Source organism: Microvirga arvi (assembly GCF_016892765.1).
Taxonomy (GTDB): Bacteria; Pseudomonadota; Alphaproteobacteria; order Rhizobiales; family Beijerinckiaceae; genus Microvirga; species Microvirga arvi.
Genome location: NZ_JAFEMD010000007.1, coordinates 85130 through 99461 on the forward strand (window position 1 = coordinate 85130; position 14332 = coordinate 99461).

The 14332-nt window shown below is 62.5% G+C and carries 11 protein-coding genes; 4 read left to right on the top strand and 7 right to left on the bottom strand.

What is annotated here, in order from left to right; genetic code table 11:
• Nucleotides 1–325 precede the first annotated feature (325 nt).
• A complete protein-coding gene (locus tag ILT44_RS06375; RefSeq protein ID WP_204238736.1) occupies nt 326–3076 on the top strand; it encodes a glycoside hydrolase family 2 protein in 2751 nt (916 codons plus the stop codon).
• 132 nt (nt 3077–3208) lie between these two features.
• On the opposite strand, the gene ILT44_RS06380 is transcribed toward ILT44_RS06375, so the two are convergent.
• The 7 genes from ILT44_RS06380 to ILT44_RS06410 all read right to left on the bottom strand — a co-directional run bounded on the left by ILT44_RS06380 (nt 3209) and on the right by ILT44_RS06410 (nt 9675).
• Nucleotides 3209–5380, bottom strand: coding sequence for a family 1 glycosylhydrolase (locus ILT44_RS06380; RefSeq protein WP_204238737.1), 2172 nt, complete (start codon nt 5378–5380; stop codon nt 3209–3211).
• Between the two features lie 72 nt (nt 5381–5452).
• Entirely contained in the window at nt 5453–6607 is a 1155-nt protein-coding gene (glf, locus tag ILT44_RS06385; protein ID WP_204238738.1) for a UDP-galactopyranose mutase, read from the bottom strand.
• Between the two features lie 6 nt (nt 6608–6613).
• On the bottom strand, nt 6614–7831 hold the full coding sequence (locus tag ILT44_RS06390; RefSeq protein ID WP_204238739.1) for a glycosyltransferase family 1 protein: 1218 nt from the start codon (nt 7829–7831) through the stop codon (nt 6614–6616).
• Nucleotides 7832–8024: 193 nt separating this feature from the next.
• On the bottom strand, nt 8025–8339 hold the full coding sequence (locus ILT44_RS06395) for a polyhydroxyalkanoic acid system family protein (protein ID WP_204238740.1): 315 nt from the start codon (nt 8337–8339) through the stop codon (nt 8025–8027).
• Between the two features lie 51 nt (nt 8340–8390).
• Nucleotides 8391–8696 carry a hypothetical protein gene (locus ILT44_RS06400; RefSeq protein WP_204238741.1) on the bottom strand — a complete coding sequence of 102 codons (306 nt, stop codon included), beginning with the start codon at nt 8694–8696 and terminating at the stop codon, nt 8391–8393.
• A gap of 144 nt (nt 8697–8840) precedes the next feature.
• Entirely contained in the window at nt 8841–9197 is a 357-nt protein-coding gene (locus tag ILT44_RS06405; protein WP_204238742.1) for a hypothetical protein, read from the bottom strand.
• A 58-nt stretch (nt 9198–9255) separates the two neighbouring features.
• Complete coding sequence (locus ILT44_RS06410; protein WP_204238743.1) at nt 9256–9675, bottom strand: septal ring lytic transglycosylase RlpA family protein; 420 nt, start codon at nt 9673–9675, stop codon at nt 9256–9258.
• Nucleotides 9676–9963: 288 nt separating this feature from the next.
• Here ILT44_RS06410 and crtI point away from each other — a divergent pair, with 288 nt between their 5' ends.
• The 3 genes from crtI to ILT44_RS06425 all read left to right on the top strand — a co-directional run bounded on the left by crtI (nt 9964) and on the right by ILT44_RS06425 (nt 14302).
• Nucleotides 9964–11514 carry a phytoene desaturase family protein gene (gene crtI, locus ILT44_RS06415; protein WP_204238744.1) on the top strand — a complete coding sequence of 517 codons (1551 nt, stop codon included), beginning with the start codon at nt 9964–9966 and terminating at the stop codon, nt 11512–11514.
• A 72-nt stretch (nt 11515–11586) separates the two neighbouring features.
• Nucleotides 11587–12684 carry a class I SAM-dependent methyltransferase gene (locus ILT44_RS06420; RefSeq protein WP_204238745.1) on the top strand — a complete coding sequence of 366 codons (1098 nt, stop codon included), beginning with the start codon at nt 11587–11589 and terminating at the stop codon, nt 12682–12684.
• 82 nt (nt 12685–12766) lie between these two features.
• On the top strand, nt 12767–14302 hold the full coding sequence (locus ILT44_RS06425; RefSeq protein WP_204238746.1) for a phytoene desaturase family protein: 1536 nt from the start codon (nt 12767–12769) through the stop codon (nt 14300–14302).
• Nucleotides 14303–14332 lie beyond the last annotated feature (30 nt).

The following is a 14332-nucleotide window of genomic DNA, read 5'->3' on the forward strand; positions in this document are numbered from 1 at the left end:
TCTTTGAAAAGCATGACGTTTTGTCGGGCGAGCAGCAAGGCTCGGCATTATCAGAGCAACGCCAGATAGCAGGGGCGGTTCCTGCCGATCTGAATCGTGGCTGTTAGCTGGTTGATGGCCGTCACGCTGGCGGGATCCAATGAAGCAGTTTCCCGTTGTCCGACACAGGCCACTAATCAGGGTCAGAGACGAGGGGCCAATGGGTCGAGCAAGCTTGCATGGCACGAGGTGTCGCAGGGCGGGCAACCGCCTGCGCCTCGCTGCGCTCAGCCATGTTTTCGCCGTTTTCGAAACCCTTGGGTAATCTCTGATTCAAGGAGAGATCATGCTGGACAATCGCATCAGTCTGGACGGGACTTGGGAATTTTTGCATGTGGCCGACGACCGTCTGTCGGGTCCTGCGGAGGTTCGCCAGATCACGGTGCCCAGTCCTTGGCAGGCCCAGTTCTCGGATCTGCGCATGCGGGCCGGCATCGGCATTTACCGCAGGACGATCCAGGTCGAGGAAGAGTGGCTCCACGACAGCATCTGGATCCGCTTCGGCGCCGTCTTTCACAACACGAAGGTTTTCGTGAACGACCAAGTGGTCGGCCATAACGAGGGCGGCTTCCTGCCCTTCTCCTTCGACGTGACCCCTCACCTCAAGCCAGGCCCGAACGAGATCAAGGTCCGCGTCGACAGCCCCACCGACAACCCGGCCGAATTCCCCGACTCGCCCTTTGCCGAGATTCCGTTCGGTAAGCAGAGCTGGTATGGCCCCCTCTCCGGCATCTGGCAGCCGGTCTATCTCGAGCGCCGCATTCCGGATCATATGAGCCGCGTGCGCCTCGTGCCCAACCTGACCACGGGGCGCGTGACGTCGGGCGTGTTCTTCGCGCGCCCGCTGACGGAGGCGACGCAGATCCGCATCCAGGTGACCGACCCGTCAGGCGATGTGGTGCTCGACGAGATGCACGAGACCCAGGTGGGCGTCACATCCATGCCGTTCGAGTTCACCCTCGACGACGTGCAGGCCTGGTCTCCGGACTTCCCCAATCTCTACCGCATCCGCCTGGAGCTCACGCGCAACGGCGAGGTGAGGGACGAGATCGGCGACACGTTCGGCTTCCGCTCCATCGAGACCCGGAACGGCAAGTTCTATCTCAACGGCGAGCCGCTCTACCTGCGCTCGGCTCTCGACCAGGATTATTACCCCGATACGATCTGCACCGTGCCGTCGGTCGAATTCCTCGAGGACCAGTTCCGCAAGGCGAAGGAGCTGGGCCTCAACTGCCTGCGCTGCCACATCAAGGCGGCCGATCCCCGCTACTACGAGGTGGCCGACCGGATGGGCATGCTCATCTGGACGGAGCTGCCCAACGGCGGCATGGCCACCGACCGCTCGCGCGGGCGCAAGGAAAAGCTCCTGAAGGGCATCGTCGACCGCGACTGCAACCACCCGTCGATCGTCATCTGGACGATCATCAACGAGAACTGGGGCGTCGACCTCGTCAACGATGCGGACCATCGCGACTGGCTCAAGCGCACCTTCGCCTGGCTGAAGGCCTATGACCCGACGCGCCTCGTGGTCGACAACTCGCCGCTGGCTCCGAGCTTCCATGTGGAATCCGACATCGCGGATTATCACTTCTACGCCGCCTATCCCGATCACCGGGAGCAGTGGGACCAGTTCGTGGACGAGTTGTCGGGCCGCGCCTCCTGGCTCTACTCGCCCCACGGCGATGCGGTGATCACCGGCCGCGAGCCGCTCATGTGCTCGGAATTCGGCAACTGGGGCCTGCCCTATCCGAAGGATCTGCGCGACGAGAAGGGCGAGGAGCCCTGGTGGTTCGAGACCGGCCACGACTGGGGCGAGGGCGTCATGTATGCCCACGGTGTCGAGAACCGCTTCTCGGACTGGAGCCTGGACCGCGTGTTCGGCGATCTGCGCCGCTTTGTGATCGCGGCCCAGTGGCAGCAGTTCCGGGCCTTCAAATACGAAATCGAGGCCATGCGCCGGAAGCCGAACCTCGCCGGCTACGTGATCACCGAGCTGCATGACTGCCACTGGGAATCGAACGGCCTTCTGGACATGCGCCGCAACACGCGCGTGTTCCACGAACTCTTCCCCATCATCAACTCGGACACGGTGATCGTGCCGAAATGGGAGCGCGCATCCTACTGGTCCGGCGAGAAGGTCTCTCTCGGATTGGCCATCGCGCATGGCGCCGGGCCTGTCCTGGAGGATTGCAAGCTGGAGATCACGGTCTGCGGTGAGACTCAGATGCTCTTGGTCCCGCGGATTGAAGCGCCGGATGTGCTCGACTTAGGGCGTATCGAGATCGAGCTGCCTCAGATGGACGAATCGTCGTTGCGTCGGGTCAGCCTTGATCTGCGCAGCTCCGACGGCCGCGTGATCGCGCACAACCACCACGACATTGCGATTCACCCCAAGCGCGGCCGCCCCGTGCATGCGCGCGAGCTGGTGTGGTCGCCGGACGAGGATATCCGTGAGCGCTTCCGCGCCTTGGGCTACACCATGGCCCGTGCCTTCGAGGAATCGACGCTCGTCGTGTCTCGCACGCACAACAAGGCGATTGCCGATCATGTACGCGCCGGCGCCAAGCTCCTGCTTCTGCCGGAAACCGACATGAGCCTCTATCCCTTCTTCCCGCACTGGCAGGCGGTGAAGGTGCAGGCGCGTCATGGCACGCTCTGGTCGGGCGACTGGGCTTCGTCCTTCGCCTGGCTGCGGCGCTCGGGCCATTTCGGCCGCTTCCCTTCCGGTCCCCTGCTGGACGAGACCATGGACCGTGTCCTGCCGGATTACGTGATCTCCGGCTGCAACCTGCTCGACTTCCAGGCTCGTGTCTTTGCCGGACTGGTGGTGGGCTGGATCCACAAGCCGGTCGCGCTCGGCGTCGAGCGCTCTTACGGACGCGGGCGCCTGGTGGCTTCGACCCTGCGGCTTCTGCGGGATGCCCCCCTGGCGGATCCGACCGCCACCCTGCTGACGGATGCCCTGGTGGAGCTCGCCGTCGAGTCTCGCGCGGCCCGTCTGGAAGAGGCGGTCCGGGCCGCCGAAGCGGCCGCTTAAAGCCATTCGACGATCATCGATACGGAAAAGGGCGGTGCAGAGATCTCTGCACCGCCCTTTCTTTTGCTCGCTCATAAAAGACATGGCTGGCGAGAGGCCAGTCATGTCTAAAGCTCCGCTGAAGCCAGGAGGTTACTCGGCGGCAACCTTCATGGCCTTGTCGGACCACTCCACTTCATTGTCGACGAAGAAGCGGTCGAGGGCGCTCTCGAGGCGGGGCATGAGGATGCCCCGCTCCGTGGAAAGAGCCGTGTTGAGTACGGGCAGATCGCCTGCATCCGTCACCAAGTTCGGATCGAAGCCTGCCCGCTCGGCCGCCATGGCGGCGAGATCGCACCAGGAGGTCTCGCCGATATTGGCCATGTGCCAGATGCCCGTGCCGCCGTCGATCAGGAGGTCAAGGGAGGTGTTCACGAGATCGGGCACATAGGTCGGCGATACGATGTCGAGACTGGCCTCCACCCCTTCGCCCTTGCTTAAGGTGTTGAGGATGGACCATACGAAGTTGTAGCGGTCCCATGGGCCGAAGAAGGCGCTCGTGCGCAGGATGAGCGCCCTGTCGTGCGCCTTAAGGATCCGGCGCTCGGCCTCGGCTTTGCTTTCGCCATAGACCGTGGTGGGGCTGACCGCATCGCTCTCCACATAAGGCCGTCCGAGAGTTCCGTCGAAGACCAGATCGGACGAGAAGGTGACCAGAGGGATGCCGAGATCGGCGCAGACCTTCGCCAGCACGGCGGCGCCCGTGGCGTTCTCCCGGAAACAGGCTTTCCGGTCGTTCTCCGCCTCGGCGACACGCACATAGCCCGCCGTGTTGACGACCGCCCAGGGGCGGTGGCACTCAAGCGCCCTGGCGACGCTCTTGGGATCGGCGATGTCCATGTCCTGCCGTGAGAGCAGCACATGGTTGAGGCCGCGGAAATCGCAAAGTCGCGAATAGGCGCGGCCCAGGGTTCCGGTGGCGCCCGTGATCAGCAGCTGGCGCGGCTCGTCGGCAAGCCAGCAGGCGCGCGATTCCTTCGACGGACGCTTGTAGAAGCGGATATCCCGTTTCCACCAGCCGGCGCGATCAAGCACCGGATGATCGAAGTTGCCGGTCGTGGCGAGCGATTCGGCCGCGTGAGCGAGGGCCGTACGCCGAGGCGCAGATGCACGAACGTCGAACGGACCGGGCTCGTAGAAACCGTTGCGCCTGGTGAGAAGGCTGTTCCAATCCACGGCCCCGTAGAGAGACCACACGGTCACGGCACGGATTTCCGCGCCCTCGTCGCGCAGCGTGTTGACGTCGTTCCACACCTCCATCAGCCAGCGCAGCTGATCGTCGCGCGTGCTGCCGTGATGAGCCTCCGTGATGGCGATGGGCCGCTTGTAGCGCTCCCACACCTCGCGCAGACGCGCAGCCGGACCGAGATCCGCGGACGGCAGCGGCATGCGCACGGCTTCCACATCCGCATAGCGGTGCCGGCCGTTTCCGCCCCAATGGTGCTCGGGATAGCGGTTCATGCGCTCGTCGAGATAGCGCTCGCTCGTCAGGTAATGGTTGATGCCGATGATGTCGGGTGCCGCATCGGCTTCGAGCAGAAGCTCGAGATCGGCCTGCGCAACGCCGTGATCGAGCAGGATCCGCCACCAGGGATGATTCCGGTCGACCATGCCGCACAGGAGATCGAAGCTCAGGAAACGACGCTGGTTCTCGTGCTCTGCCTGATAGGCCAGCGTCGGCGTCGAGAAGGTCTTGCCCATGTCGTCAGTCTGCACGAGCTGCGCATCGGGGCGGACCTTGCGAATGGCGCGCATGGACAGGACGGTCGCCTTGCACTCGTTGACGAGGATCTTGAGGAAAGACTCGTAGCTCGTGCCGTGCGGATGCCAATGTCCGTAAAGACCGCAGAATCTCGCCGTGGTGAGCGGCTCGTTGACCGGTGTGTAGAGATCCAGATGAGGATAGCGCTCAGCCACATTGGCGGCATGGCGCGCCAGCAGTTCCGGCCATGCGGGATCGAGCATATGGGTGTAGCGGGGGCCGCTGCCGTGATGGCACAGACCCGCGATGGCGCGGATTTTCAGCTCCTGGAGACGTTTCAGGCGCGTATCCTGCCAGGAGAAGTCCGTCCGGTCCGGGCTTTCGGGAGAGATCTTCTCCCAGAGCACCGGATGCCGGAGCGTGCGGATCCCGAGCTCAGCGATACGGTCCAGATCCTCGATGCGATCGTGGTAGCCGGTCTCCAGGCTTTGGTCGCGGTAGTCGTCGCCTACTCTTGCGACAGTACATTCCAAACCGCCCCAAAGCTCTAGTGGTTTATTCATCATTCAACTCCGAGCCTGAACATCAGATCGTAAGAACTATGCGTAGCGCGGATTGTTCGATGACTATTTTCATCAGGAAACGAGACCTGCCGATGCCGACACGACCTTGACGGCGGAGGTATCTGCGCCGACCGGCAGGGACTCGTTGATGCGCCGGAAGGTAGCGAGCGCCTGGCCGACGATCTGGTCCATGTTGTAGTAGCGGTAGGTGGCCAGACGGCCCACGAACCACACGTCGGGGGTGGCGAGCGCCAGGCGCTCGTACTTCTTGAAGAGCTCCTGGTTCTCCGCCTTCGGGATCGGATAATAGGGGTCGCCTTCGGCCGACGGGTACTCATAGGTGAGCGCCGTCTTGGCGTGCTCCTGACCCGTCAGGTGCTTGTATTCCGTGACGCGGGTGTAATCATTCGTCTGCGGGAAGTTCACCACGCCGACAGACTGATGCCAAGCCTTGTCGAGCGTCACGTGCTCGAAGCGCAGCGAACGGTAGGGCAGCTTGCCGAACTGGAAATTGAAGTATTCGTCGATCGGGCCGCAATAGATGACGCGACGATGCGGGATGACGTTCTTGACGTCGTCGTACTCGGTCTGCGTCATGATGTCGATGTTCGGATGGCTCACCATCTTCTCGAACATCCGGGTGTAGCCGTGCTTGGGCATGAACTGGAACTCGTCCGTGAAGTAACGGTCGTCCCGGTTCGTGCGGGTCGGCACGCGCGAGGTCACGGACTTGTCGAGTTCGGACGGGTCGAGGCCCCATTGCTTGCGGGTGTAGCCGCGGAAGAATTTTTCATAGAGCTCGCGGCCCACAACGGAGACCACAACGTCCTCCGACGTCTTGATCTCGCCGATCGTCTCGGCGCGCTCGGCAAACCAGTCCTGCAGCTGCTCGGAGGTGAGGTTCAGGCCATAGAGCTTGTTGACCGTGTCGAGGTTGATCGGGATCGGCACCTGCATGCCGTCCACTTCCGCCAGAACCCGATGCTCGTAGAAGCGCCATTCGGTGAACCGGGAGAGATGGTCGAAGATCTGCTTGGAGTTGGTGTGGAAGATGTGCGGTCCATATTGGTGGATCAGCAGCCCGTCATCGTCGTACCGGTCATAGGCGTTGCCGCCGATATGAGGACGGCGGTCAATAAGAAGGACGCGCTCGTTGCGCTCGCTCGCAAGACGTTCGGCTAGAACGCTGCCTGCAAAGCCGGCGCCGACAATCAGCCAATCATACATTCCAGATCACTCCGCAGGCGTGGTGGCATAAACGGGAAGAGACGATGTGGGACGCTCCGAGGCGGTATCGCCCATGGCGTCCAGCATCAGCCTGTGCATGGATCCCCAGGTCTTGTCCCAGGAGCCGGCGGCGAGATGCCGGTCCACCTTGGAAAGCCAGGAATCCTTCGGACGAGCCAGGATCGTCTCGACCTTGGCCACCACCTCCTTGGCATCCTTGGCGATCTCGACGAGGCCCTTTTCGCCGTAGGGGCGCACCACATCCGTGATGGCCGTCGAAACCACAGGTACGCCTGCCGCCAGGAATTCAGGGGTTTTGGTCGGGCTGATGAATTTCGTTGCCTCGTTGAGGGCGAAGTTCATGAAGCCCACGTCCCAGCCGGAGAGATAGCGCGGCAGTTCAGTGTAGGACTTGCCGCCGAGCCAGTGGATATTGGACCGCTGCGGCAGGCTTGACGGGTCGATCTTCACCACCGGACCGATCATCACGAAGTTCCAGTCGGGGCGCAGATCGGCTACCTCTGCCAGAAGATCGATGTCCATGCGCTCGTCGACGACGCCGAAGAAGCCGAGGCGGATGTGAGGAATGCTCGCCTGATCCTCCGGATCCTGCTGAATCGAGCGGGCCTGTGAGAAGTGATTGAAATCGATGGAGGACGGGAAGCCATGGACGCTGCGGTGGCGGTGCTTCTTGGCTTCATAGAGGCTCATGCCGCCCGTGAACACGAGATCGCAGCGCGAGAAGAGCGCATTCTCCAGGTCGATGAGCTCCTGGGATGCGCCGCGGAAGAGCGAAAGCTCATCCATGTTGTCATAGATGCACAGCTCGCATTCGAAATCGCTGGTGAAGGCCATCGCCATGGGCGTGTAGTACCAGAACACGCGCGGGCTCGTCGCCTCGCGGCCGATCAGTTCCTCGATCAGATCGTGCTGCTCGGAAAGGACGTCGTCATGGGACAGCCCTTCCGGAAGCATCGGAACGGCCACTGTGACACCCTGCGGCCGATCGCTCACATCCATATGCGGGGTCACGCCGGCCTTGAAAATCGGCTCTTCGATGATCAGCACGTTATAGTGCTTGACGGCACGGCTGAGAAGGTGCTGCGGGCGCTGCCAGACGAAGTCCCAACGGAGATGCGAGAAACAAACGAGAAGAGGCTTTTCCGAACCGGTTTTGAAAGGCAAACGAGGGGCATAGGACTGCGTCGTCAAACGCTCATGCATAGCGCGAACCTCAGATAAAGATGTGTTGTCACGGTCGGACAGAAGAACACGGTCCGGGGCGAATAAAGCGATGTCTTTAATGAAGCGCACCGGCGAAGGGTCGCGGTCGCAATCGATTTTACAACGCAGACGGAGCCGTTTGGTTCCATCTGCGTTCATCTTCGTGAACGCCTATTCATGCAAATAGCCGAGGCTATTTCTTCTCAAGCATGAGTGTTCCTTGCCTTTGGATGAAGGTCTTTGCTTTCTCCGCGACCATCGCAAGAATCCACGGCAACTGGACTTCGACGCGTACCTGATCCTGCATGACTTCGAGCTGGCCGCTGACGTTCTGCCCCATGGCACCAACGTGAAAATCCATCCGGTTTCCGCTCCATGTCTCATTGATGGACGCGACCTTGTCACCGAACTGCGATTTCAGGCTCGTCATGCCGCCTTGAAGCCGCCGCATGGCCTCGGCCTGGCCGAGATTATGGGGAATGGAAACGATAAGAGGCTTTGCCATCATGTTGCTCCGCTTTGCCACGACAAGCGAAGCAGCGCGGGTCAGGTTCCGTGGCTACAGCATCTCCACGCGAATCGCCCGGATCACGATGGCCTCCTGATCAAAGCGGCGCTCCAATTCAGCGCGGTAGCGCTCCCACCAGGCATGATCGAGTTCACGCGCCATCACCTCGAAGACGACGATATCGTCATGCGCCGTATGGCCGCCCTCCTTCCAGACGCCCTCGGCCGGCGCGCGCGTGAAGCTCGTAACGCCGCCGAAGCGCTCGGACAGTTCCGAGCGCACACGCCCATAGGCTGCGCCGTCAAAACGGCGGCCTGCATTGTCGGCCAGCGGCAGAAGGATCTGAACCAGATGCATCACCATCCCCCGGAACGCCATGGAGAGATGCAGGAGATAGTTCAGAGGACGGGAAAGGCGAGACCCTCAGGCACCGGTCCAGATGTGAGGGCCTGTTCCAGTCCCGATGCCTCTTGCTTCGATGTCTCCTGCCGGCGTGGCGCATCAGGCCTGCAGGGCGGCGAACAAATCCCTATCCGTCTCGGGGATGTCGTCATCACTGCAATAACGGCTCGAAGGCTTGGAGACGCGCCAGGGCCAATCGGTCGAGGCATGAAAGGCCTCGGACGGACGAAGCCGTCGGGCCATGCCGCCGGGCTTGATTTCGTCGATGACGACGAAGCCGAAGATGGTGAGCCGCGTGGCCATGGCCTTCGTGATGCGGTCGCCGGCCCCGATCGTCAGAGAGCCCGCAGCATAGACCGCATCCATGAGGCTCTTCTGATCGCGGCGGGAATTGGCCGACGAGCGTGCACCCGGAAAGCGTATGACGTTCGTCGGCTGAGACGATCTCGATTCCATGTAAGCAACCCTTGGTCCCGAATCGGGCCAAGAATCGCCGGAAGGGATTAAGAAGCGCCTAATTCAGCCGGTGGAGGGACACGTAGCCGACGCCGGACGAGGTCAGCCCGAGCGCCTGGGCCGGCCCCTTGGCAAGATCGATGATCCGCCGGTGGGCGAAGGGACCGCGATCGTTCACCCGGACGACCACGGAACGGCCGTTGGTTTCGTTGACCACCTTGAGCCGGGTTCCGAAGGGAAGGGAGCGGTGAGCCGCCGTCATGTCGTAGGAATTGAAGCGCTCGCCGCTGGCGGTCTTACGCCCGTGGAAGCCGGGCCCGTACCAGGAAGCTGCGCCCCGCTGAAACGCTTTTGCTGTCTCGAGATTCGCTTGCGAGATGGATCCTGTCACATCAGGGTCGTTGGAGGCGGTTGTATTGCAGGCCGTCATGAAAAGAAGTGGCATCATTGCTGATGCGAGGGTGAGGATATTCTTCAAGGACAGTCTCCCCTTCCGTTGTACTTGGAAGTGAAGCTGAACTTTAAAAAGGCAAGAATAAGGCGATAAGATTTTTCGAACGCCCACTCATACTTCAGAGATATGGATCTATTGGCAAAACTAGCCTGAAGAATTTTTCTTGAAGGCGACTATATGTGGAACAACGTTTCCTTTAACGCAGAGGAAAATTTCACCATCTCGTGATCTCCAGATTGCGTCTCTGGCCGAATAGTCAAGTCGCTATAGGTAAGTCTCCTACTGTCCCAAGACAGGTGAGGCCGCCGTTCGATGCTGAAAACTTCCCCATCCCAGCATGTCGCCATCGTCGGGGCCGGTCCGGGGGGCCTGGCATCCGCCATGTTGCTGGCACGCGAGGGGATTCCGGTCACGATCTTCGAGCGCGGGCCCGCCGTCGGCGGGCGCACGCGCACGATTCAGGCTCCGGGCGGCTACAAGTTCGACATCGGCCCCACCTTCTTCCTGTATCCGCGCATCCTGAAGGATATTTTCGAGGCCTGCGGCGAGCGCCTGGAAGATCATGTCGAGCTCAGGCGGCTCGACCCGCAATATCACATCGTCTTCGAAGGCGGCGGCAGCATCCGGGCCACCTATGACCTCGACCGCCTTGAGCAGGAAATCGCTCGCCTCGCCCCCGCCGACGCCCGCAACGTGCGCCGCTTTCTCGACGACAACCGCGAAAAGCTCGCGGCTTTCCGGCCCGTGCTGGAGCAGGCCTTTTCGAGCCCAGCGGATCTTTTCTCGCCCGCCATGCTGGCGGCTTTGCCGAAGCTCAGGCCGTTTTCCAGTGTCGACAGCGATCTCAAGCGCTATTTCGCCGATCCGCGCGTACGCCTCGCCTTCTCGTTCCAGACGAAATATCTCGGCATGTCGCCGTTTCAGTGCCCGAGCCTGTTCACGATCCTGTCGTTTCTCGAATACGAGCATGGCGTGTTTCACCCGATGGGCGGCTGCGGCGCGGTGTCGGAGGCCATGGCGAATGTCGCACGCAAGATGGGCGTCGACATTCGCCTGAACACGCCCGTCGACCGCATTGTCTACGAGAACGGGGAAGCGGTCGGCATCGAGGCCGGCGGCGAGCGGTTCGAGGCCGGCTCGGTTGTGGTCAACGGCGATTTCGGCCATGCCATGCGCCGACTCGTGCCCGAGGCCATGCGCCCGCGCTGGAAGAACAAGAAGCTCGATCGCGCCAAGATCTCGTGCTCCACCTTCATGCTCTATCTCGGCATCGAGGGCGATGCGGGCGATCTGGCCCATCACACCATCCTTCTCTCGAAGGAATACGAGCGCAACATTCACGAGATCACGAACGGCATCCTGCCGGAGGAGCCTTCGATCTACGTGCATCATGCCGGCGTCACCGATCCGTCCCTGGCGCCGAAGGGACATACGAGCCTTTACGTACTGGTGCCCGTGCCGAACCTGCGCTGCGGAATCGACTGGCAGCGCGAGGCCCCGCGTTATCGGAAGCTGGCGCTCGAGCGTCTCAAGATGCTCGGCCTCACCGACATTGAGAGCCGCATCCGCTTCGAGCGCGTGGTGACGCCGCGCGGCTGGCAGGACGACTTCGCCGTGTTCGAAGGCGCCACATTCAACCTCGCGCACAATCTCACGCAGATGCTCTACTTCCGGCCGCACAACCGCTTCGGCCGCAACGTGTATCTAGTGGGCGGCGGAACCCATCCCGGCAGCGGATTGCCCGTGATCTACGAGGGCGCACGCATCACGACGCGTCTTCTGCTGGAGGATCGGGAGCGCCGCAGGGTCGAGCGAGGCGAGCCGGAGCCGTCCGCCGCGCCTATGGGCGAGGCAGTCCTGTGAGGGAGGCCATCATGAGACGATTCGAGCAGCCTGGATGTCTCCTCCTCGCGGCTCCAAGCCGTTAGAGCGGCCATGTTGTGGCGCGCCTACGCCCTTCTGTCCCACGGGGGAGATCGCATCGGCCTCGGCTTCATGGGCTTTGGATCGTGGCGTATCCCGAGCCACTCATCGGCCTGCCGAAAAGCCGATGACGTCGTGAAAGTGCTCGAAGAAGCCGACACAGCCATCTGGTCGGCGAATGCATTGTCGGCCTGTGCCGAGACCGGCCTGCTCACGCGCCTCGCGCAGCCTGTCACCGTCGAAGAGCTGTCAGCCGATCTTTCCCTGCAGCATGCTCTCGTCCGGAGCCTGCTCGGCGTGCTCACGAGCTTCGGCTTCGTCGTCTGGGACCATGACAGGGCGCAAGCCTCGCCCGCCCTGATGCCCTTCACGTCACGCGAGGGGGCGGAGACCTTCAAGGCCGCCCTGCGCGCTCCGCTGCTGCAGGCGGAGGATTTCCGGCGCAGGATGAACACCGGCAATCTGCGCCTCGACGGCTGGTCCCACACGGATGATGCCATCATCGAGGCGCAAGGAGCGTTGACCCGGCACTGGACGACCCGGGCGCTGCCGAAACTGAAATTCCTGCCGGGCCTCGTCCCACGCCTGGACAGGCCCGGAGCGGCGCTTCTCGATGTGGGCGCGGGGGCGGCCGGTCTTTCGATCGCCCTCTGCCGGCACTTCCCTCATCTGAGCGCCGTGGCGCTCGAACCTGCTCCGCATCCGGCCGAGCTTGGCGAGAAGCACGTCCGCGAAGCCGGCCTTGCCGGCCGCATCGCCGTTCGCCGGGAACGGGTCGAGAGCTTGCAGGACGAACAGGCCTTCGACCTCGCATTCCTGCCCCAGATGTTCCTGCCCGACACGGTCATCGAAGAGGCGCTCCACCGGATCTTCCGCTCCTTACGGCCGGGCGGCTGGCTTCTGGTCGCGGTGCTCCCCCATGAAGGCCAGGGCATTGTCTCGGCGGTCAACCGGCTGAAGAACCTGCTCTGGGGCGGGAACACCCGGGATGTGATGCAGATCAAGCCGCTTCTGGAAGCGGCGGGCTTCGATCCGGTGATCCGGGCCCCGGGACGGCAGGCGCTGCGCATGGTCTGCGCCCGCCGCCCAAACCTGCGTGATCCGCCTTGAACTGGGTCATGCCATTCCTAGAAACAACACAACTGGACATGGGCTCGGGAACGAATACGCTCGTGTGCTGCGGGAGGACATCGTGAGCGCTCAAGGAACTTCGGTTGCAGTCATCGGCGGAGGCCTGGGCGGATTGGCAGCGGCCTGCGTCGCAGCGGCCCGCGGCCATACGGTCACGCTCTACGATAAGAACGCCTGGATCGGCGGCAAGGCGGCCGTCCTGCACGAGGACGGATTCCGCTTCGACATGGGGCCGACCATCCTCACCGTGCCGCGGGTTCTGGAGCGGATCTTCACGGAGGCAGGGCGCAACCTCTCGGATTATCTCGACCTTGTGCGGCTCGACCCGCAATGGCGCTGCTTCTTCGACGACGGCACGCAGATCGACCTGCAGGAAAACATCGATGCGATGGCCGGGGCCATGGACCGCTTTGCACCCGGCAAGAACACCGGCGAGGGTTATAAGCGCTTTCAGGAGATCTCCGCCCATCTTCACGACATTTCGAACAAGTTCTTCTTCTGGAAGCCGGTGGAGGATCTCTTCGACACGATCAACATCCGCGCCAACATGAATCCCGGGACCTTGAAGGATGTGCTGTCGCTCCGCATGGGCTCGTCCGTTGCCGGCACCATCCGCTCCAAGGTGAAGGACGAGCGCCTGGCGCAGATGCTCGACCACTTCACGCAATATGTCGGCTCGTCGCCTTACGGATCGCCCGCCGTGCTCTGCGCCATCGCTCATATGCAGGCAGCGGACGGCGTGTGGTATCCCATGGGCGGCACCCGCGCGGTGGCCGAGGCGCTGGCGAAGCTCGCAACGGAACTTGGCGCCACCATCAAGACCGACAGCGACGTGTCATCTCTCAGGATCGTGAACGGTGCGGTGCAAGGCGTTGTTCTCGCCAATGGCGACACGGTGGCCTACGACAGCGTCATCTCCAACATGGACTCCATCCGCACCTATCGCGAGCTCGTCGGCGGCGAGGTGGGCGAACATTACGCCCGCAAGGATTTCGAGCCGGCCTGCTCCGGCGTGGTGCTCTATCTCGGGCTCAACAAACGCTACGATCACGTTCTCCACCACGATTTCGTGTTCTCCCGCGATCCGGAGGAGGAGTTCGATTATATCTACCGCCGGGGCGAGCCTGCGCCGGATCCGACCTGCTATCTGGCGGCGCCGGCCATGACGGATCCGAGCGTTGCGCCGGACGGCGGCGAGGCGCTCTACGTACTCGTGCACACGCCTTATCTGCGCCCGCACCACGACTGGTCGCAGATGTTTCCGGCCTATCGCCGGGTGATCCTCGACAAGCTGAAACGCACGGCCGGCATGGGCGACATCGAGGAGCGCATCGTCGTCGAGCGCCACCTCACGCCGCAGGACATCCACGATCGCTACAAGGTGCTCAACGGCGCCATCTACGGGCTCGCGAGTCACGGCAAGTTCATGGGAGCCTTCAAGCCGGGCAACCGCAGCCGCCAGGTGCAGGGCCTCTATCTCGCCGGCGGCGCGGCCCATCCCGGTCCCGGCATGCCGATGGTCATGATGTCGGGCTGGATCGCCGCCGATGCCCTCGATGCGGATTGCAAGGCCACGAACCTACGGAACGTGTCTTGAAGCAGCAAACGAGCAACGCCGCGACGGTAC